This is a genomic window from Streptomyces sp. NPDC127595 (assembly GCF_042671685.1).
In the GTDB taxonomy this organism is placed as follows: Bacteria; Actinomycetota; Actinomycetes; order Streptomycetales; family Streptomycetaceae; genus Streptomyces.
The window spans coordinates 899,491-915,869 of sequence record NZ_JBHXWK010000001.1 but is presented as its reverse complement, the minus strand read 5'-3'; the positions used below and the strand labels follow the sequence as shown (position 1 = coordinate 915,869).

Here is a 16,379-nt window from a genome sequence, read left to right as displayed (position 1 = left end):
AGTCAAAAGTAAGTAGCCGGGGGCGAGCCGCGTTCTGCCTAGCTCGGTGGTCCGGCCCCACCCGTAAGCAGGCGACCACAGCGAAGGGTGTCACCCGCATGACGTTCTCTCTCGGCATTGTCGGAGCCGGGCAGTTCTCGGGCCAGTTCGCCAAGCTGTTCCTCGCCCATCCGGGCGTGGCCGATGTGTACGTGACGGATATCCTGCCGGAGCGGGCGGAGCAACTCGCGGCCGCCGAAAGGCTGTCGGGCACCTTCCCCTCGTACGAGGCGATGCTGGAGTCGAAGGCGGTGGACGCCGTCGCGATCTTCACCCAGCGCTGGACCCACGGGCCGTTGGTACTCAAGGGACTGAACGCCGGGAAGCATGTGTATTCGGCGGTGCCCATGGCGATCACCACGGAAGAGATCGCGGCGATCATCGACGCGGTCCGGACGACCGGACTGACGTACATGATGGGCGAGACCAGCCAGTACAACCCGGCGACGGTCCACGCCCGCAACCAGATCGCCGACGGCGCCTTCGGCCGGATCTTCTACGCCGAGGGCGACTACGTCCACGACATGGATCTCGGGTTCTACGAGGCGTACCAGTACAGCGGCGGCGAGAACTGGAAGGCGACCGCCAGCTATCCCCCGCTCCTGTATCCGACACACTCGGTGGGCGGGGTGCTCGGAGCCTGGCAGACGCACGCGGTGAGCGTGTCCGCGATCGGGGTGCGCGACCAGCGCGGCGACGGAGTGTTCGACGAGGAGATCAGCCAGTTCGGGAACGACTTCTCCAACGCGACCGCCCTGTTCGAGGTCGCGGGCGGTGGTTCGTTCCGTACGAACGAGTTCCGGCGGGTCGGCTATCCCTCGCACATCAGGGAGTCGCGTTTCCGGTTCTTCGGTACGGACGCGAGCATGGAGCAGCTCGCGACCGTGGCCCTGTGGCAGGACAAGAAAGGCGTGCGGGACATCAGTGAACTCCTGGAGCCCAAGGCGACGTTGGCGCCCGACGATCCCTCGCTCCAGCACATCGCGCCCGCGCTGCGCGCCGCCTTCACCTCCGGGTCGGCGCCCGTGCACGACCGGACGCGGCTGCCCCGGGAGTTCGACCACCTCCACAACGGTCACGAGGGCAGCCACCACTTCCTGGCGGACGACTTCGTGACCGCGGTGAACACCGGGAGCCTGCCGTCGGTGAACGCGTGGGTGGCCGCCCGCTACACCCTGCCGGGCATCGTCGCGCACGAGTCCGCGCGGCAGGGTGGGGTCAGGCTGGAGATCCCGGACTTCGGGGACGCCCCGGCGTGACTCCGGCCAGGGTGGTCTTCGGCCAGTGCCGGGCCGGGTGCCGTCAGGTGCCCGGCTTGCGGCCGTACACGTAGACGTCGTCGCCCGTCTTCAGCAGGGACCAGTACTTCTTGGCGGTGGTCGTGGTCATGTTGACGCAGCCGTGCGAGCCGGGCGGGTTCCACATGCTCACGCCGACCGAGTGGAAGGCCTGACCGCCGTCGAAGAACTGGCTGTAGGGCATGGGCACGTCGTAGATGTTGGAGACGTGGTCGATGTCCCGCCAGTAGATCTTCGTCAGACCGGTGCGGGTCTCGTAGTTGTTGCGGCCCGTGCGAACCGGCACCGGACCGTAGACGAGCGTGCTGCCGTCCTGGATCCAGCTGAGCTGGAGTGTGAGGTTGACGCAGGCGATCCGGCCCTTGTTGACCGGGCACTTGCCGTCCTTGTTGGGCTTGTTGCCGACGGCCTTCTGCTTGTTCATCAGGTCCATCACGCCCCAGGTGACGGATCCCGCGTACCCGATGTTCGGGGTGATGCCGTGCTTGTTCTGGAAGGCCCGGATCGCCTTGCAGTCGGCGGTGGACTGCCGTCCGTCGACCGGACGGCCGAGGAACTTCTCCACCTGCTTCTGGTACGGGCCGGCCTGCGTCGTACAGCTCGCGGCCTGCGCGGGAGCCGCGCCCAGCACGAGTGTCAGCGGCGCGACCAGCCCGGTGATGCCGAGCGCGACGGCTCCGCGTCTGCGTATGTCCCCCATGACGGACCTTTCCCTTGCGTTCTCTTCGCATCTTTTCCGATGTTCCGACTGCTAGACCCGCGTCGGGAGGTGAGCGTTGTAGGGCTGGTCAGGCTGCGACGAAACGGTGACATTGGCCGACGCCGAGCAGGCCCTGAGTGGATTCACGGCCGACGTGAGCCGCGCCGTGCACCGGACCAGTTTCCCGCGATTGGACCGGGATTCTCGTGTGCCGCCCGCCTACCCTGCCGCCATGGACCGCACACTCGCCGACGACCTCGACCGGCTCCCCGAACTCCTCCAGTCCGCCCGTGACTTCGCCGCCAGGGAGGTGAGCGGGCTGGCCGACCGTCCGGTGGCACACCTCGGCAAGGCTCCTGACCGCGAGCCCCTTCCGGCCACGGGGACCGGTGCCGAAGGCGCGCTGGCCCGCTTCGCCGAGCGCTGGGCCCCGGGCTTCTCCGGCTCCGCCGGGCCGCGCTATCTCGGCTTCGTCACCGGTGGCACGACACCGGCCGCGCTCACCGGGGACTGGCTGACCAGCGCGTACGACCAGAACGCGTCCGGAGGCGGTGACTCGTCCGCGAGTGCCCTGGAGCGCGAGACGCTGGGCTGGCTGCGCGAGCTGTTCGGGCTGGGCGGGGAGCACAGCGGTGCCTTCGTGACCGGGGCAACCGTCTCCACCACGGTCGGTCTGGCCATCGCACGGGAGTGGCTCGGCGAGCGCCAGGGTGTGTCCGTGTCGGAGGCGGGTGTGGGTGCGCTCGGTCCGGTCGACGTGCTGTCCGGCAATCCGCACTCCAGCGTCACCAAGGCGCTGTCGGTGCTCGGTATCGGGCGGGACCGGTTGCGCTCGGTTCCAGTGCTGTCCGGGAACCGCGAGGCGGTCGACGTGGATCAGCTCGCCGCCGCCCTCGACGCGCTCGGCGGACGCCCGGCGATCGTCGTGGCGAACGCCGGGACCGTGAACACCGTCGACTTCGACGATCTGCGGGCCATCGCCGCGCTCAAGGAGCGGTACGACTTCTGGCTGCACGTGGACGCCGCGTTCGGCGGCTTCGCCGCGCTCTCCCCCTCGTACGCCCATCTCGTCGAGGGCCTCGACGCGGCCGACTCCGTCTGTGTCGACCTGCACAAGTGGCTCAACGTCCCCTACGACGCCGCCGTCCAGTTCACTCGCCGACGGGACCTCCAGGTGCGGGTCTTCCACAACGCCTCGCCCTACCTCGGCCTGCCCACCGGCGACCCCGACTTCCTCCACCTCACACCGGAGAACTCCCGTCGGCTGCGCGCCCTGCCGTCATGGTTCGCGCTCACGGCGTACGGACGTGAGGGGCACCGCGAGATCGTCGAGCGGAACGTCGCACTCGCCCGGCGCCTGGGCGAACGCATCGCGTTGGAACCGAGGTTGAGGCTCCTGGCGCCGGTGCGGCTCAATGTCGTGTGCTTCACGCTCGCCGAGGACGCGGGTTCGGGGGCGAACGCGGGCAAGGAGCGGGTGCATGAGTTCGCCCGTGCGATCGCCGCCTCGGGCGAGGCCTTCGTCACACCGACGTTCTACACCGGGAGTCACGCACTGCGAGCGGCGTTCAGCAACTGGCGTACCTCCGAAGCCGATACGGACCGGGTGTTCGACGCCCTGAAGCGACACAGCCGTATCGGACGGTCTTAGGAACGGCTTTGGGAACGGTCTTAGGACTCGCCTCGTTGCCAAAGCGCCTGCCGGAAACCGGTGTTGACCGCCAGCAGGCCTCCGTCCACGCAGAGCGTCGTCCCGGTGATCCAGGCGGCGTCCCGGGAGGCGAGGAAGACGACGGCGGCCGCGATGTCCTCCGGCTCGCCGACCCGGCCCAACGGATACAAGCTGCCCGCCACCTGGAGATCGGCTTCGCGGCCTGCCCATCCCCCGGTGCGCACCGTGCCCGGTGCCACCAGGTTGACGCGCACACCGCGCGGGGCGGCGTGCCCGGCCAGGGTGCGGGTGAGGGACACAAGCCCTGCCTTGGCGGCGCTGTAGGCGTGATTGCCGAAGTCCTGGAGGCCGTTGACCGAGCCGATGCTGACGATGGCTCCGCGGCCCGAGGCCACCAGGTGCGGGAGGGCCGCGCGGGAGCAGCGGTAGGCGCCGGTCAGCGTGAGGTCGAGGTCGTGGGCCCACACCTCGTCGGGCTCGTCCTCGAAGAGCGGGGCGTCAGGGGTGCAGCCGTACGCGTTGTTCACCAGCACATCCAGCGAACCGAAGGTGTCCACGGCGTACGCGACGGCCGCCTCGACCGACGTCCGCTCCCCCACGTCGCACAGGAACGCCTCGGCCCGCGCGCCCTGTTCACGGATCGCGGCCGCCGTCTTCTCCGCCTCGGCCAGGTCCACGTCGGTGACGAGGACCTGGGCGCCCTCCTCGGCCAGCCTGCGGGCGGTGGCCGCACCGATACCGCGAGCCGCACCCGTGATCAGAACCCCATGGCCCTCGAAACGCCTCGTCGCAGTCATGGGACGGACGGTAGTGCCGTGATCGGCAGGGCGACAGATACCGTGCGCTCATGTCCGCGTTCATACAACAACTCCCGGCGCTGATCGGCGTGGTCGTCGGTGCTCTCGGCTCGTATCTGGCCGTCATGCGTGGGGAACAGGTCCGGTTCCGTCGCGAACAAGCGGCCCGCTGGGAGGAGCGGCGGCTCGCGGTGTACTCGGACTACGCGACGTCCCTCAAGAAGGCCGTCACCCTGACGTACCGCATCGCCTCACACCTCGGAAACGACCCTCACCCGCACCCCTTGACCCCCGAGGATGCCGCGCCCCTGTTGGCCGAGGCGACCGTCGGCCGGGACCCGGCAGGCGAGGCACTGTTGATGCTGGGTACGCAGGAGGTGGTGGACAAGGCGCGGGTCTGGGTCCTCTCGGTCATTGAGATGGAACGGTTCCTGAGTGAACGCCGCCACGATCCGGAGGCATGGCAGGTCCTGCTGGACCGCCAGCGCGCCGGGCGCGAGGAGTACTACGCGGCGGTCCGCAGTGATCTGGCGCTCCCGCCCGGCCACTCGGCGCGGTGGGAGGTCCCGCCGCCCGCTGGCCGCGGGTGACCTCAGCGATACCCCGTCGCGTCCGCCGCCTTGCCCACGTCCTGGACCTCGACCATGTAGCGCCAGGCGTCGGGGCGGCTGCCGTCGCGGTCGGTGAAGCCGTATACCTGGGCGAGCCGGCCGCTGGAGAGCGAGTCGCCGTTCCAGCGGGCGACGTCCGGGTCGGCGGCCAGCGCGGCGACGGCGCGGCCGACATAGAAGGGTGTCTCGGAGATGCCGAAGTGCGGGACGCGCTCCAGGGCGTCGCGCCAGTTCTCCTCGGTCACGCCGAAGTTCTCGAGCATCATCTCGGAGCGGAGCCAGCCGGGGGTGAGCGCGACGGCGGTGGCTCCGCGCGGGCCCAGTTCGTGGCCCAGCGCGAACGCCATGCGCAGGACGGACGACTTGGCGAGGTCGTAGAAGAAGGAGACCCGGTAGGTGTTCCGGTTGTACTCGGCCGTCCCGTCGGTCATCTCCACGACCAGTCCGCCGGGGTTGCGGAGCAGCAGGGGAAGCGCGTGGTGGCTGGTGATCGCGTGCGTCTCGACGGCGAGGCGCAGCAGCCTGAGGCCCTTGTCGAGGTCGTGTTCCCAGACCGTCGAGTCCCACTCGAAGAGCGTCTCGCCGCCCCAGACGTCGTTGACCAGGACATCGAGGCGGCCCTGTTCGTCCGCGATACGGGCGACCAGGGCCTCGACCTCGGACGGGACCAGATGGTCGGTGGGGACCGCGATGCCGCGGCCGCCCGCCGCCGTGACCAGCTCCGCCGTGTCCTCGATCGTCTCGGGGCGGTCGTACTCCGATCGCTTCGCGCGCGTGCTGCGGCCGGTCACGTAGACGGTGGCGCCGACCGCGCCGAGCTCCACGGCGATCCCGCGGCCCGCGCCCCGTGTCGCCCCGGCGACGAGGGCGACCTTGCCTTCCAATGTGTTCTGCGACGGCCCCGACATGTCCGACCTCCGTGCTCGTAGCGCTCACGCGATGCCTTCACGCATGCGTCCCTACGAGGGTCCCGCGGAAGCCGGACATCTTCTGTCGTCTTTCTCCGGCGCGTCGAAGCCGGTGCCCCTTGGTCGGCCTGGTCAGTGGCCGCGCGTGATCCACTCCTCCAGGTGTGGGGCCTCGGCTCCGATGGTGGTCGAGTCGCCGTGTCCCGTACGAACAGTCGTGTCGGCCGGGAGCGTGAGCAGCCGGTCTCGGATCGAGTCGACGATCGTCGGGAAGTGGGAGTACGAACGGCCGGTGGCCCCCGGGCCCCCCTGGAAGAGCGTGTCGCCGGTGAAGACGGTGCCCAGGCCCGGGTCGTACAGGCAGACCGCGCCGGGGGCGTGCCCCGGGGTGTGCAGCACGGTCAGGTCGGCGCCGGCCGCCTCGATCACCTGGCCGTCCTGGAGCCAGGCGTCGGGGAGGCGGTCCGGGTGGGTCTGCTTCCACAGCGGCAGGTCGTCCGGGTGGAGCCAGATCGTGGCTCCGGTGCGCTCGGCGAGGGCGGGAGCGGCGTCGATGTGGTCGTTGTGGGCGTGGGTGCACACGATGGCCAGCAGGCGCCGGTCGCCCACCGCCTCGGCGATGGCGTCCGCGTCGTGGGCGGCGTCGATGACGATCGCCTCGTGGTCGTTCCCGACGATCCACACGTTGTTGTCGACGTCCCAGGTTCCGCCGTCGAGCGAGAACGTGCCGGAGGTGACGAGATGTTCGATACGTGCGGTCATCACAGCACCACCACCGAACGCAGCACGTCGCCGTGGTGCATCCGCTCGAAGGCGGGCTCCACCGCGTCCAGGGCGATCGTCTCGGTCACGAACGCGCCCAGGTCCAGCCGCCCTTGGAGATGCAGGTCGATCAGCAACGGGAAATCCCGCGAGGGCAGACAGTCGCCGTACCAGGACGACTTGAGGGCTCCGCCACGCCCGAAGACGTCGAGCAGCGGCAGTTCCAGCTTCATTTCCGGCGTCGGTACGCCGACGAGCACGACCGTGCCGGCGAGGTCACGGGCGTAGAACGCCTGCTTGTACGTCTCCGGGCGGCCCACCGCTTCGATGACGACGTCGGCGCCGAACCCGCCGGTGAGCTCGCGGATCGCCTCGACCGGGTCGGTCTGCGCGGAGTTGACGGTGTGCGTGGCGCCCAGCTTCGACGCGGTCGTCAGCTTCCGGTCGTCGATGTCGACCGCGATGATCTTCGCCGCACCGGCCAGCTGGGACCCGGCGATCGCCGCGTTGCCGACCCCTCCGCAGCCGATGACGGCGACGGAGTCGCCCCGGCCGACGTTGCCGGTGTTGATCGCGGCGCCGATGCCCGCCATGACTCCGCAGCCGAGGAGCCCGGCCACCGCCGGGGACACGGCCGGGTCGACCTTGGTGCACTGTCCTGCGGCGACCAGCGTCTTTTCGGCGAAGGCGCCGATGCCCAGGGCCGGGGAGAGTTCGGTGCCGTCGGTGAGCGTCATCTTCTGCTCGGCGTTGTGCGTGTTGAAGCAGTACCAGGGCCGCCCGCGCAGACAGGCCCGGCAATTCCCGCACACCGCACGCCAGTTGAGGATGACGAAGTCACCGGGCGCGACGTCCGTGACGCCCTCGCCGACCGACTCCACCACGCCCGAGGCCTCGTGGCCGAGCAGGAAGGGGAAGTCGTCGCTGATGCCGCCTTGTTTGTAGTGCAGGTCGGTGTGACAGACCCCGCAGGCCTGGATCTGGACGACGGCTTCTCCCGGCCCCGGATCCGGCACGACGATGGTCTCGACACGCACCGGCTCGTTCTTGCCCGGTGCGATCACGCCCCGTACTTCCTGCGCCATGTTGATCAGCCTTCCGTAGGTCGACGTTCCCTCGGAGCCCGCGTCCGATCCGACCGGCGGTCAGGCAGGGGCTCTCCGGCCGACCCTACGGCGTGACCGACCGGTAGAAGGCCAGGTGGTGCGCGGCTGCCTCGGTCCAGGTGTGGCGGGCGGCCAGCTCCCGGCCGGCCTCCGCGCGGGCCGGGTCGTACGAGTCGAGCGCACGGCCGAGTTCGGCGGCGAGTGACTGCGGTGAGTCCCCGAACCGGGCGGCCGGGCCGAACACCTCACGCAACACGGGGAGATCCCGGACGACCAGCGGTACCCCGGCCGCGAGCGCCTCCATCGCGGCCAGCCCGAACCCCTCCTTCAGGGACGGAAAGGCGAAGGCGTCGGCGGCGGCGACCAGCGAGGGCAGTTCTTCGTCGGCGACGGCTCCCAGGACCATGGGCTGCACGCCCAGCTCCGCCGCCCGGGTCTCCCAGCGGGCGCGGTAGTCGCGGTAGTCGAAGAGCGTCTCGCCACCCGCGATCACCAGCCGTACGCCGGGGTGTCCGGTGCGCAGCAACGCGTACGCCTCAAGCAGGTCGAGCGCGCCCTTGCGCGGCTCGATACCGCCGACGGTGAGGACGTAGGGGCCGAGTCGGGAGCGCCAGGCGGCGCGCGCCGCCGGGTCCGTGGTGGCGAAGCGGTCGTACGCCACCCCGTTGGGGATGACAGCGGGTTTCAGCCCCCATCCATCGGCGAGTTCGTCGGCGACCGACCGTGAGACGCAGATGTGCGCGTACGGCTCGACGATGGCCCGTTCATGGCAGGCGGCGAGCTCGGGGGTGGTGAAGTGGTCGAGGTGGTGGACGGTGCGGATGCAGCGGCCCGCGGCGTTCGCGCTGATGCAGTCCTGGGCGTGGACGATGTCGTACGGGGCGGGGTCGAAGGCCTCGCGGAGGGTGGCGATGGAGCGCAGGATGCGTGCGCCGACGCTCTCGTCCGGCGGGCCGTCGGGGAACGGCACGACGCGCAGGGCCACGGCCGGGTCCACCGGCCGGAAGAACCCGGAATCGCCACCCCGGCCGAGCGTCCAGACGGTGACGTCCTCACCGGCCGCGGCCAGCGCCTCGGCGAGCGCGAGGGTGTGCACGACACCGCCGCGCGGCTTGGTGGAGTAGCTGAGCAGGGCGATCTTCACGAGGGGACCTCCAGGTGGGCGGCCGGGCGGCGCTCGGTCACGGCGGCGACGCTGCGCCGGCCGATCCTCACAAAGGAACCCTCCGGTACGCGACCGGCCCGGTCCGGCCTCGCGGCGACGCCGAGCAGGCGGCCCTCACGAGGGAACCTCCCCGTACGCGGCCGGCCGGCGCTCGCCCAGTCGCGGTCCAACCCGACACCGACACCGACACCGACCAGAGCGGTCCTCACGACGGAACCTCCCGGTAAGCCGCCGGCCGGCGCTCGCCCAGGTGGCGCAGGACACGGCGGGCGCGGTCCATCTCCGCGGCGACGTCGACCTCGGCGACGGCGAGGCCGGCCTTGGCCCAGGTACGGGCGAGGATGTCGCCGCCGGGGCCGACGACCTTGGACTGGCCGAGGAAGCGCATGCCGCCCATGGTGCCGGTCTGGTTGGAGGAGGCGAGGACGACCTGGTTCTCGGCGGCGCGGGCCTGGTCGTACAGGTCGAAGAGTTTGGCCTGGCGGTCCTGGGCCATGCGCGGGGCCCGGTTGGTGATGCTGGTGGGCCAGGCCGAGAGGCAGGCGAGGATCTCGGCGCCGTCCAGGGCCAGTGAGCGGGCGGACTCCGGGAACGTCTTGTCGTAGTCGATGAGCATGCCGATCCGGCCGACGGGGGTGTCGAAGGCGTCGAAACGGTCGCCCGGCGCGTACGCGGCGACCTCACCGGCCGGGAGGTGGACCTTGCGGTGGCGGCCGAGGACGCCGTCGCCGCTGACGCACACGGCGGCGTTGTAGTGCTCGGTCCCGCCGTCCTCGCAGTAGCCGACGCAGACGACCATCTCGGCGGCGAGGCGGGCGACTTGGAGGATCAGCGGGTCGTCCGGCTTCAGCGCGGGCGGCAGGGCGTCGGGGTCGGGGTGGCGCAGGTCGGCGAGGTAGCCGCCGAGCGCGGCGTCGGGCAGGACGAGCAGTCCGGCGCCCGATTTACGCGCGTCATCGATGAGTTTCGCGATGCGTGCGAGGTCGAACTCCAGGTCGCGGCCGAAGTGGGCGGCGGCGGCCGCGATCCGGATGGTGCTCATGGGCTGACTGCTCCTGCGTGCGTGTAGGTTTCCGGGCGCCGGTCGCGCAGGTGCCCCATCGAGCGGCGGGCGGTCTCCAGGGCCTGGGCGACGTCGAGTTCGGCGATCGCCAGACCGGACCCGACCCCGGTGTCGGCGAGGATCTCACCACCCGGGTCGACGACCTTGGCGCTTCCGACGAAGCGTAGCGACCCGAAGGTACCCGCCTGGTTGGCGGAGATCCAGACGATCTGGTTCTCCAGGGCGCGGGCCCGGTCGAAGAGGTCGAAACGGCGCTTCCAGCGGTCGTTGACCAGGTCGGTGGTGGCGTGGGTTCTGGCGCCCGGCCAGGCCGAGACGCAGACGCCGATCTCGGCGCCGTCAAGCGCCAGTGCCCGTGCGGACTCCGGGAACGCCTTGTCGTAGCAGATCATCATGCCGATCCGGCCGACCGGTGTGTCGAAGGCGTGGAAGCGGTCGCCGGACGCGTAGCTGACGTCCTCACTGAGCGGCTGGTGGACCTTGCGGTGATTGCCGAGCACGCCGTCGCCGTTGACGCAGACGACGCTGTTGTAGCGGGCGTCGCCGTCGGCCTCGCAGTAGCCCGCCACCACGGTCAACTCCCCTGCCAGGGCGGCCAGTCGGCGGATCTCGGGGCCGTCGAGGGCAAGCGCGGGCGGGCCCTCGTCGGACGCGGAGTCGTCGAGGCTGAGCAGATAGCCGCCCAGGCAGGCCTCCGGAAGGGCGAGCAGCCCGACGCCCTCCGCCCTCGCCTCCTTGATCAGCCGTTCCACGACGGCGAAGTCCTCTTCGAGGTCGCGGCCGAACTCTGCGGAGACGGCGGCCATACGAAGGGGGCGTGTGCGGTGGGTGGCGGTGCGGCTCGCGCTCGTGCGGTCGGTGACCGGGATCGAGCTCGTGCGGTCGGTGCTCATGCGGTCCCCATTCCGGTCACCGGTCCGGTGACGGCTTCGGTGATCTCTCCGTCGGGCCAGCGCAGCCCGACTCCGTGTCCCGCGGTCAGCTCTCCGCAGCGGGCCCCGGTGGCCGGTCCTGCGGGGAGGGATGGCGCGTCCAGCTCGTCGGCGGTGAGCATCGCGAAGCCGGGGAAGCAGGTGAGCCAGTCCCCCATGGCCGCCGCTCCGGGGCGCGGCACGGCGGCCACGTCGAGCACGGCGGCACAGCCGCTCGCCTCGGCGAGCATGCCCAGGGTCCCGGCGATCCCGGCCATCGACACGTCCTTCGCGGCGGCGGGCCGTACTGCGGCCACCGCCCCGGTCATGGTGCGGAGTTCGTCCCTTCGGCGGTGGCTGGACGAGTCCCACTGGCGCCCGCGGTATCCCTGGCGCCAGCCGCCGCCCAGGTCCGCGGTGAGCCGCACCGCGTGCCCCGGGCGCCCGCCGCCGCCCGGCACCGGGTGGTCGGTGCGGCCGAGCGCGGTCACGGACAGGGCGGCGGGCACGCCGAGTTGGGTGTGGCCACCGAGCACCGGAACACCGTACGCCCGCGCCGCCCGGCCGAGCCCGGCGAGGATCCGGGACGCGTGCCAGGCGTCTTTCGCGCCCACCGCGTCGAGCAGCCCGACGGGTGAAGCACCCATCGCCGCAAGGTCGTTGACGTTGACCAGGACCGAGCACCAGCCCGCCCAGTCGGGGTCCCGCTCGACCATGGACGGCACGATCGCGTCGCAGGCGGCGATCACATCCGTACCGGCGAGGGGTGCGCCGTCGTCGCCCACGTAGCCGAAGGGCGCCGGGGTCAGTGCGCGGAGCAGGGAGCCGAGCGGGGCCTTGGTGGACTCGGCCTGCGCGGCGATGCGTCCGATCGGCCACCGCATGAGGGCATGCGGACGCCCGGCGACCACGACCTCCCTGACGAACTGCCAGCCAAGTCGCTTGAACAGCAGTCGGTTTCGGACCTGGACGGTGGCGTCGAAACGCAGGACACCCTCGGCCTCAGCCCGCGCGCAGGCGGCCCGCACCAGGGCGGCGCCGATCCCCTGCGGGCCTCTGGCGCCGGGCGCGACGACCAGCCGGCCGCCCGCCCACCAGCCGATGTCCGGACCGTCGTCCACCGGACCGAGCCGCACCCCTCCGACAACGGCACCGGAACGGTCCTTGGCGACCAGGACCAGGGTGCGGGGGTCGTCGTCGCGGTCATCGAGGTCATGACCCGCGAAGAGCCCCTGTTCATGGACGAAGGTGTCCCGGCGCAACCGCGCATAGGTACTCAACTCGCCTTTACCTGACGCCTCTTCGATGTGAAAGCCGGGCCGCCGTGCGAGTGTGCTGCGGTCGCCGAGCAGCGCGAGGATGTCCTCCGCGCTCTCCACCACCGCGGGCACGGTCGTCGTCGCTCCGTCGAGGTACACGCTCACCCACCCGCCGTCCGGAGCACACTGCACGCCCCACAGGCCGCACAACCGGCCTTCTGGTCCGCGCCGTTCATGTCCGCCGCGCGCAGTTTCGCCGCGACGCCCTCGGTGACGTACTGCAGCAGCGCGGCGCCCGGGGCCTCGGCGCCGTCGCGGGCGGCCAGCGTGCCGCCCATCGGGCGGAAGGGGACGACGAAGGGATAGACCCCTCGGTCGATCAACTCCCCCGCACCTGCGATAAGTTCATCGGGATCCTCACCGAGACCGACGAGCAGGTACGTGGAGACGCGGTTGGGTCCGAACACCCGGACCGCCTCGTCCCACGCGGCCTCGTACTCCTCCAGGGGCACGGTCGACTTTCCGGGCATCCAGCGCCGCCGTACCGCGTCGTCGAGGGACTCGACATGGATGCCGATGGCCGTCGCCCCGGCGTCGTGCAGTTCACGGATCCACCCCAGGTCGCCGGGTGGTTCGCACTGCACCTGGACGGGGAGTCCCGGCACGGCTTCGAGGACGGCGCGCACGGACCGTACGAGATTTCGGGCGCCCCGGTCCGGCCCTGTCGTCGTGCCGGTGGTCATGACCATCTGCCGCACACCGTCCAACCGGACGGCCGCCTCGGCGACTTCGGCGAGTTGGGCCGGGGTCTTGGCGGCGACCGTCGCACCGGAGCGCAGGGACTCCTCGATGGTGCAGAAGCGGCAGCGGTCGGACTCGGCGTAGCGGATACAGGTCTGTACGACGGTCGTGGCGAGGACGTCGGCGCCGTGGAGGCGGGCGATGTGCTCGTACGGGGTGCCGTCGGCGGTGGTCAGGTCGTAGAACCTGGGACGCTTGACGGCGGTCAGGGTCAGCCCTGTGTCGTCGTCGCCGAGCCATACGCGGCCGTCCCGGACCGAGTAGGGGCTGTCGGGGTTGCGGGGCAGCGCCGCGTTGGCACCGTCGACAAGGACGTGCCCGTCGTCGCTGGGTCCGGCGCCGTCCGGACGCCGTACCGGTGCCTCCAACCGGACTCCGTGGAGGGCGAGTTCGGCGCGAGTCGTGATCCGGACGTCGACCGGACCCGTCCCCCTCGTCTGTGTGTCGGTGCCAACGCTCACGGCTTGCCCCTCAGAGCTGGTAGGTCGAGTTGATGATGGCGCCCTTGCGCGCGTAGTGGATCAGCGCGTCCTGGACGTCGAGCGGGTGGGTCGGGATGACGCCCTCGATGAGGTCCTCCTCGCGGGCTCCGTGCAGGGAGAGCCCGAAGCGGCAGCAGTAGACCTTGCCGCCTTCTCCGAGGAAGGTCTTGAGCTGGTTGTTGATGTTGTGCTCGCCCGGGAAGGCGGAGTTGCCGACGGTCGGAAAGCCGCGGGTGGCAAGGCAGTTCAGCGAGCCGGGGCCGTAGAAGTAGATGGCGGTCTCGAAGCCCTTGCGCAGGGCGCGGGTCGCCTGGAGGACGGCGACGAAGGAGACCGATGACTCGTGGGCGATGCCGTGGACGAGGGTGAAGTACGTCTCGCCGTCCTCGGCCTTGTAGTCGGGGAAGACCTTGGTGTCGCCGTAGATGCTGGTGCCCTCGGGGAGGGAGGGGTGCGGGATCTCGGTGAGGGACTTCTGCTCGATCTCGCTGAGTTCGACGGTCTCTGACATGTCTGTCTCCTTGAACGCGTGGGTGAGAGAGGTGAGAGAGGGGTCAGTCGTAGAGCGTGGCGAACGTGTCCCGGAAGACCCGCTCGCCGAGTTCGCCGCCGCCGGCCGCGGCGGTCATCCGGGCGTACTCGCCCGCGAAGTCGCCCCAGGGCTGGTCGCTGGCGAAGAGCACCCGGTCGTGGCCGATACCGCGGTGCTCGATCTCCCGGGCCAGCCAGTACGGGGCGAAGCCGATGGCCCAGGAGAGGTCGGTGTAGACGCGCTTGCCCGACTCGATCCAGTCGAAGAAGCGGGAGCCCACGAGCTTGATGTGGCCACTCATCCCGCCGCCGAAGTGCACGAGATGGACGGCGACTTGATCGGCGTACCAGTCGACGAGGTGGCCCACCTCGTCGATGTCGGAGGCGGCGCCGGGCGAGGTGTGCACATGCACCACGAGGTCCAGGCGCGCGGCCTCGTGGAAGATCCGGTCGAGGAGCGGGCGGCATTCGGGGTCGGTGGGGCGGCCGCCGAGCAGGAAGCTGAGCTTGAGGGCACGTACGCCGTCCTCGCGGGCCAGGGCGAGGGCGTGCGCGGTGCGGTGCTCGTCCGCGGGGCGCGGGGAGACCCACAGGCCCGCCCTGATGCGGTCGTCGGTCTGGGCGGCTTCGACGGCCAACTCGTTGAAGGAGAAGGCGATGTCGGGGTCGGGAACGCCGTAGTTGGGGAGGACGAGGGCGCGTTCGGTGCCTTCGGCGTCGAGGTCGGCGAGGAGCTGCTTGACGGTGGCGCGGGCGGTGGTGTCCGGGTTGACGGGCGGTCCGCCGTAGAAGGGGTACGCGGGGAGGACACCGATGTGGCGGTGTGCGTCGAAGACCATGTCCGTGCTTTCAGCCGACGGGGAGGGCGGAGGCGAGCTCGGTGGGGGCGCCGGTGAGGGTGCCGCAGACATCGGCGAGGCGGCGCGAGGCGTCGATGTGGTTCGCAAGGAACTCGGCGTCCCTGCCGACGGCTTCGAAGCGCCCCGAGCCCCACGAGAACTGCCAGGGCAGGCCCAGGAAGTACAGGCCCGGGGTGCTGGTGACGCCTCTCCAGTGCATCGGGTAACCGCGGCCGTCGAAGACGGGTATCTCGATCCACCGGTGGTCGCGGGTGAAGCCGGTGGACCAGATGACGGAGGTGATCCCGGCCTCGGCCAGGTCTAGCGCGGCCGGCTGCTCAGCGGGCTCCCACACGGGTACGTAGCGGGCCTCTTCCGGCGCAGGGAGGCCGCGCGCCGTGATGTGCGCGTCGATGGCGTCCTTGATGCCCTCGGCCACGGCGTCCGCCCGGTCGAGGTTGACCTTGAGGTCGTCGGCGAACTCCAGGTTTCCGCCGTCGATGCCGGTCAGCCGCCCGTACAGGCGCATTCCGTCGCGGGCGAAGGCACGGAGGTCGATGTCCCTGCCGCCGTCGCGTCCGGTGACGTAGTGGTTGACGCGCATCCGGACGGCGGCCGCGTCGTCGAAGTGGTCGATGCCCTTCGCGTAGTGGCCCATCTCGTCGAGCCAGGCCACGCAGTCCCGGCCGCGGTAGAAGCGGGCGACCCGGGGTGCGCTGCCGACGGCCAGGTGGACCTGGCGCCCGGCGAGGTGCAGGTCCTCGGCTATCTGGCAGCCGGACTGTCCGGTGCCGACCACCAGCACGGCCCCGTCGGGGAGTTGAGCCGGGTTGCGGTAGCGGGAGGAGTGGACCTGCTCGACCCTGCCGGGCAGCCGCTCCGCCATCCGCGGGACGGCAGGGGTGTGGTAAGGACCGGTGGCGATCACCACCTGATCGGCGGTGAACTCCCCCGCACTGGTGGCCAGTTCGAAAACACCGCTCGGGGAGCGGCGCAGCCCGGTGACGGACACGCCCTCGACCAGCGGAGGCTGGAAGCGGGCGACGTACTCCTCCAGGTAGCGCACGATCTCCGCACGCACCATGAACCCGTCCGGATCGGGCCCCGCGTAGGGGTGACCGGGCAGTCTGCACTGCCAGTTGGGAGTGACCAGGCAGAAGGAGTCCCAGCGCCGCTCACGCCATTCGTGGCCGACCCTGTTCGCCTCGATCACCACATGTTCGATACGACGCTCACGAAGACAGTGACTGACGGAAAGTCCCGCCTGGCCACCACCGACGACCGCCACCGGATAATGGGCTCCGTACAGCTCAGGCATGAAATCCTCCATGCGCGGGGCGAGGTTGTCGGGGACGACCGTCTCCGGTCTCGCACCTCGCCGCGGCTTGTGAGAACCACTTCAGCCACGCCCGATTACCGGATCGCTTCATCCGGA

General features: G+C 70.6%; 17 protein-coding genes. 3 read left to right on the top strand and 14 right to left on the bottom strand.

What is annotated here, in order from left to right; translation table 11 throughout:
* Nucleotides 1-98 precede the first annotated feature (98 nt).
* Nucleotides 99-1,298, top strand: a complete 1,200-nt coding sequence (locus tag ACFVKT_RS03850) for a Gfo/Idh/MocA family protein (RefSeq protein WP_385727206.1) — start codon at nt 99-101, stop codon at nt 1,296-1,298.
* A gap of 43 nt (nt 1,299-1,341) precedes the next feature.
* Here ACFVKT_RS03850 and ACFVKT_RS03845 read toward each other — a convergent pair whose 3' ends face one another.
* Complete coding sequence (locus ACFVKT_RS03845) at nt 1,342-2,037, bottom strand: L,D-transpeptidase family protein (protein ID WP_385727204.1); 696 nt, start codon at nt 2,035-2,037, stop codon at nt 1,342-1,344.
* Nucleotides 2,038-2,269: 232 nt separating this feature from the next.
* Here ACFVKT_RS03845 and ACFVKT_RS03840 point away from each other — a divergent pair, with 232 nt between their 5' ends.
* The gene (locus ACFVKT_RS03840) at nt 2,270-3,688 is read left to right on the top strand and encodes a pyridoxal phosphate-dependent decarboxylase family protein (protein WP_385727202.1); all 1,419 of its coding nucleotides are present in this window, start codon (nt 2,270-2,272) and stop codon (nt 3,686-3,688) included.
* A gap of 20 nt (nt 3,689-3,708) precedes the next feature.
* Here ACFVKT_RS03840 and ACFVKT_RS03835 read toward each other — a convergent pair whose 3' ends face one another.
* The gene (locus tag ACFVKT_RS03835) at nt 3,709-4,506 is read right to left on the bottom strand and encodes an SDR family NAD(P)-dependent oxidoreductase (protein ID WP_385727200.1); all 798 of its coding nucleotides are present in this window, start codon (nt 4,504-4,506) and stop codon (nt 3,709-3,711) included.
* A 50-nt stretch (nt 4,507-4,556) separates the two neighbouring features.
* On the opposite strand from ACFVKT_RS03835, the gene ACFVKT_RS03830 reads away from it, so the two are divergent.
* On the top strand, nt 4,557-5,096 hold the full coding sequence (locus ACFVKT_RS03830; RefSeq protein ID WP_385727198.1) for a hypothetical protein: 540 nt from the start codon (nt 4,557-4,559) through the stop codon (nt 5,094-5,096).
* 2 nt (nt 5,097-5,098) lie between these two features.
* Here ACFVKT_RS03830 and ACFVKT_RS03825 read toward each other — a convergent pair whose 3' ends face one another.
* The 12 genes from ACFVKT_RS03825 to ACFVKT_RS03770 form a co-directional block, all read right to left on the bottom strand.
* Complete coding sequence (locus tag ACFVKT_RS03825; protein ID WP_385727196.1) at nt 5,099-6,025, bottom strand: SDR family oxidoreductase; 927 nt, start codon at nt 6,023-6,025, stop codon at nt 5,099-5,101.
* Nucleotides 6,026-6,157: 132 nt separating this feature from the next.
* The gene (locus ACFVKT_RS03820) at nt 6,158-6,787 is read right to left on the bottom strand and encodes an MBL fold metallo-hydrolase (RefSeq protein WP_385727194.1); all 630 of its coding nucleotides are present in this window, start codon (nt 6,785-6,787) and stop codon (nt 6,158-6,160) included.
* Nucleotides 6,787-7,872, bottom strand: a complete 1,086-nt coding sequence (locus ACFVKT_RS03815) for an S-(hydroxymethyl)mycothiol dehydrogenase (RefSeq protein ID WP_385727192.1) — start codon at nt 7,870-7,872, stop codon at nt 6,787-6,789. The genes ACFVKT_RS03820 and ACFVKT_RS03815 overlap by 1 nt, the downstream gene beginning before the upstream one ends.
* 85 nt (nt 7,873-7,957) lie before the next feature.
* Nucleotides 7,958-9,037, bottom strand: a complete 1,080-nt coding sequence (locus ACFVKT_RS03810) for an MSMEG_0565 family glycosyltransferase (RefSeq protein ID WP_385727190.1) — start codon at nt 9,035-9,037, stop codon at nt 7,958-7,960.
* The gene (locus ACFVKT_RS03805; RefSeq protein WP_385727188.1) at nt 9,034-9,267 is read right to left on the bottom strand and encodes a hypothetical protein; all 234 of its coding nucleotides are present in this window, start codon (nt 9,265-9,267) and stop codon (nt 9,034-9,036) included. The genes ACFVKT_RS03810 and ACFVKT_RS03805 overlap by 4 nt, the downstream gene beginning before the upstream one ends.
* On the bottom strand, nt 9,264-10,100 hold the full coding sequence (locus ACFVKT_RS03800; RefSeq protein ID WP_384379310.1) for a carbon-nitrogen hydrolase family protein: 837 nt from the start codon (nt 10,098-10,100) through the stop codon (nt 9,264-9,266). The genes ACFVKT_RS03805 and ACFVKT_RS03800 overlap by 4 nt, the downstream gene beginning before the upstream one ends.
* A complete protein-coding gene (locus ACFVKT_RS03795; protein ID WP_385727185.1) occupies nt 10,097-11,014 on the bottom strand; it encodes a carbon-nitrogen hydrolase family protein in 918 nt (305 codons plus the stop codon). The genes ACFVKT_RS03800 and ACFVKT_RS03795 overlap by 4 nt, the downstream gene beginning before the upstream one ends.
* The gene (locus tag ACFVKT_RS03790) at nt 11,011-12,456 is read right to left on the bottom strand and encodes an MSMEG_0567/sll0787 family protein (RefSeq protein WP_385727183.1); all 1,446 of its coding nucleotides are present in this window, start codon (nt 12,454-12,456) and stop codon (nt 11,011-11,013) included. The genes ACFVKT_RS03795 and ACFVKT_RS03790 overlap by 4 nt, the downstream gene beginning before the upstream one ends.
* Nucleotides 12,453-13,553: an MSMEG_0568 family radical SAM protein gene (locus ACFVKT_RS03785; RefSeq protein WP_385727181.1), complete on the bottom strand. Its 1,101-nt coding sequence runs from the start codon at nt 13,551-13,553 to the stop codon at nt 12,453-12,455. The genes ACFVKT_RS03790 and ACFVKT_RS03785 overlap by 4 nt, the downstream gene beginning before the upstream one ends.
* A gap of 10 nt (nt 13,554-13,563) precedes the next feature.
* On the bottom strand, nt 13,564-14,085 hold the full coding sequence (locus ACFVKT_RS03780) for an MSMEG_0572/Sll0783 family nitrogen starvation response protein (protein WP_365443705.1): 522 nt from the start codon (nt 14,083-14,085) through the stop codon (nt 13,564-13,566).
* 43 nt (nt 14,086-14,128) lie between these two features.
* The gene (locus ACFVKT_RS03775; protein ID WP_385727180.1) at nt 14,129-14,944 is read right to left on the bottom strand and encodes an amidohydrolase family protein; all 816 of its coding nucleotides are present in this window, start codon (nt 14,942-14,944) and stop codon (nt 14,129-14,131) included.
* A 10-nt stretch (nt 14,945-14,954) separates the two neighbouring features.
* Nucleotides 14,955-16,262, bottom strand: a complete 1,308-nt coding sequence (locus tag ACFVKT_RS03770; protein ID WP_385727178.1) for an MSMEG_0569 family flavin-dependent oxidoreductase — start codon at nt 16,260-16,262, stop codon at nt 14,955-14,957.
* Nucleotides 16,263-16,379: the final 117 nt, after the last annotated feature.

Bases quoted from the DNA above. Each gene is read 5' to 3' on its own strand.
- ACFVKT_RS03795 (WP_385727185.1), bottom strand. From the start codon at position 11,014: ATGAGCACCGACCGCACGAGCTCGATCCCGGTCACCGACCGCACGAGC.
- ACFVKT_RS03845 (WP_385727204.1), bottom strand. From the start codon at position 2,037: ATGGGGGACATACGCAGACGCGGAGCCGTCGCGCTCGGCATCACCGGG.
- ACFVKT_RS03800 (WP_384379310.1), bottom strand. From the start codon at position 10,100: ATGAGCACCATCCGGATCGCGGCCGCCGCCGCCCACTTCGGCCGCGAC.
- ACFVKT_RS03780 (WP_365443705.1), bottom strand. From the start codon at position 14,085: ATGTCAGAGACCGTCGAACTCAGCGAGATCGAGCAGAAGTCCCTCACC.
- ACFVKT_RS03820 (WP_385727194.1), bottom strand. From the start codon at position 6,787: ATGACCGCACGTATCGAACATCTCGTCACCTCCGGCACGTTCTCGCTC.
- ACFVKT_RS03835 (WP_385727200.1), bottom strand. From the start codon at position 4,506: ATGACTGCGACGAGGCGTTTCGAGGGCCATGGGGTTCTGATCACGGGT.
- ACFVKT_RS03815 (WP_385727192.1), bottom strand. From the start codon at position 7,872: ATGGCGCAGGAAGTACGGGGCGTGATCGCACCGGGCAAGAACGAGCCG.
- ACFVKT_RS03825 (WP_385727196.1), bottom strand. From the start codon at position 6,025: ATGTCGGGGCCGTCGCAGAACACATTGGAAGGCAAGGTCGCCCTCGTC.
- ACFVKT_RS03850 (WP_385727206.1), top strand. From the start codon at position 99: ATGACGTTCTCTCTCGGCATTGTCGGAGCCGGGCAGTTCTCGGGCCAG.
- ACFVKT_RS03775 (WP_385727180.1), bottom strand. From the start codon at position 14,944: ATGGTCTTCGACGCACACCGCCACATCGGTGTCCTCCCCGCGTACCCC.
- ACFVKT_RS03830 (WP_385727198.1), top strand. From the start codon at position 4,557: ATGTCCGCGTTCATACAACAACTCCCGGCGCTGATCGGCGTGGTCGTC.
- ACFVKT_RS03840 (WP_385727202.1), top strand. From the start codon at position 2,270: ATGGACCGCACACTCGCCGACGACCTCGACCGGCTCCCCGAACTCCTC.
- ACFVKT_RS03770 (WP_385727178.1), bottom strand. From the start codon at position 16,262: ATGCCTGAGCTGTACGGAGCCCATTATCCGGTGGCGGTCGTCGGTGGT.